Source organism: Streptococcus sp. 263_SSPC, assembly GCF_001071995.1.
In the GTDB taxonomy this organism is placed as follows: Bacteria; Bacillota; Bacilli; order Lactobacillales; family Aerococcaceae; genus Granulicatella.
Window position 1 is genome coordinate 1 of record NZ_JVNU01000031.1, and the last position, 1945, is coordinate 1945.

The 1945-nt window shown below is 35.5% G+C and carries 3 protein-coding genes and 1 pseudogene; all 4 read right to left on the reverse strand.

The genetic code is table 11. From position 1 onward, the window contains the following. Positions 1-428 (reverse strand): hypothetical protein (locus ADH02_RS04560; RefSeq protein ID WP_048782906.1); only part of this gene is annotated, 428 nt, incomplete at its 3' end. Between the two features lie 14 nt (positions 429-442). Next, positions 443-739, reverse strand: coding sequence for a hypothetical protein (locus ADH02_RS04565; RefSeq protein ID WP_048782912.1), 297 nt, complete (start codon positions 737-739; stop codon positions 443-445). After that, positions 732-1208, reverse strand: coding sequence for a hypothetical protein (locus ADH02_RS04570; protein ID WP_048782914.1), 477 nt, complete (start codon positions 1206-1208; stop codon positions 732-734). The genes ADH02_RS04565 and ADH02_RS04570 overlap by 8 nt, the downstream gene beginning before the upstream one ends. 314 nt (positions 1209-1522) lie before the next feature. Continuing rightward, positions 1523-1945, reverse strand: a pseudogene (locus ADH02_RS04575) (helicase); the annotation flags it as partial.

Sequence of the window (1945 nt, forward strand, 5' to 3'; positions counted from 1 at the left end):
GCACGTTCGGCATCTTCTTCATTTTTGAAGTATCCGAAATTATAGAAATAATCACCCAAAGTTACGCAATCTACTTTAATGCGGTTTTCTACAATTGAACAAAATAAATAATATTTATCTTGTTTAAAATCTTTCCAATCAGGTTTCCATCTATCATTACATTTATCTCTGAATATTCTAAAAAGATGCATCAATCTTCTTTTTTTAGCTTCTAAAATTGCTTCTTGCTCAGTATGAAAAATATGTCCTTGATAAAAACAAGAATCAATCCATGCGCTTTTGTCCCAACGAGCTTGTTGATTGTTTCCATAGGCATCGACGAACCAAAATACTTCGCCTTCCTGAAACGTGCTCTCTGCATATTCTAGAAGTTCAATCTTCATATTCAGTTTCTCTTGTTTATTTTTAAGTGTTTCTATTGTTTCCATTACTATTCACCCTCTTAAGTCGCACTCATTAGTCCACATTGTTCGAGCGGTTTATCTAATCTCCGAGCTGCATTCTTGAGCTTATCGCTTTCTTTTAAAGTAATAGTTTCCACTGCCTTCAACGATGCTTCAAAACCTAGCAAGAAAGCAAATCGTTCATTGTAGCTCATTTCTTCTGACTGCCCATAATTGATATCTTTTTGGAACTGTTTCAACGCTCTGTCATACATCGACATGTCCTTGTACTTGCAATGAGCCACAATCAAGTAATGCACATCGTCTTTTAACTTCTCAAATTCATCTTTACCCAACTGCCTTCACCGCCTTTTCTAGATTCCCTAAGTTCTCTACAATACGATCTCGAATATGAGCTGCAACTGAGTACGGGTCTTTCATAAATTTAATCAACGTATTCGCATTCACCTTTAACGCTTTGGAAGCAGCTAACATCTTTTCGTTTGAATTTCCAATCATCCCATAGATGTAAGTGATCGCTTCACCGTAATTCTCACCCATGTACTTAAATGCCGTTTTGCTAATTCGTTCTTGATACGGGTCCTTAACGATAGTCCCTTCGATAGAATGTTCTTTAATAAATTCCAAGACTTCATTCGTCGTTCCAAAGTGCATCGCTTGTTTAATATCAGTTGTAAATTTATGCGTATATCGTGGATGGTTCTTTGCAAGATATCCCATCATGCTTGAGTAATCTTCGATATGTTGGAAGTACCATTGAGGACTCTTCGCGTCTCTAATGACATACATTTTTATACTATTCATGAGCATCGCTCCTTTGCTATTTTTTCTTCTAATTCATGACCTGTGACACGTGTGACATGTGTGACACGTTTTTTTGAAAAATATAAAATATAAATATAAGAATGTTGATTTAATAGGCTTTTATACTTACTTTTTACTTTTTTACTAAAAAACATGTCACAGGTGTCACATATATATAAAAAAGTATCTATAAACGTTGATGTAACAACATTTTGAAGTGTGACACCATTTTAAAAAAACGTGTCACATTGCCGGCACAACGAGTCACAAGTGTGACACGTTTTTAGTTTTGTGACACCAGTACGTGTCACAAATTAGGTAATAATTCTTTGATAACCTCTTATTAATTTTCCGTTGACTCTGAATCGTTCTTTCTTCCAATCTAGTAAATTATCCATAATAAAACTTATCTTTCGAGATAGTTTTTGGTCGTTCGATTCTTTATGGAATAGATTGAACATAATCTCCCGAGTAGCCACTCGATTCATCGTTTGTCCACCTGAAGTCCAGTCAGGACTGTTTGCAAAATATTTAGTCGTGTAAATATACTGATCAGTTGTTGTTCTTGTTTCCCAATCCTTAGGAACGGGCATTTCCAAGTACTGAAGAATTTGAAGTTCAATCTCATCTCTGAACATGAATTGCTCACGATATTCAACTAATTCAGCTTCCGTTTCTTCATCAAACATCAAATCCACACCGCTTTTATAAAGGGTGACGGCTTCACCCCAAATTTG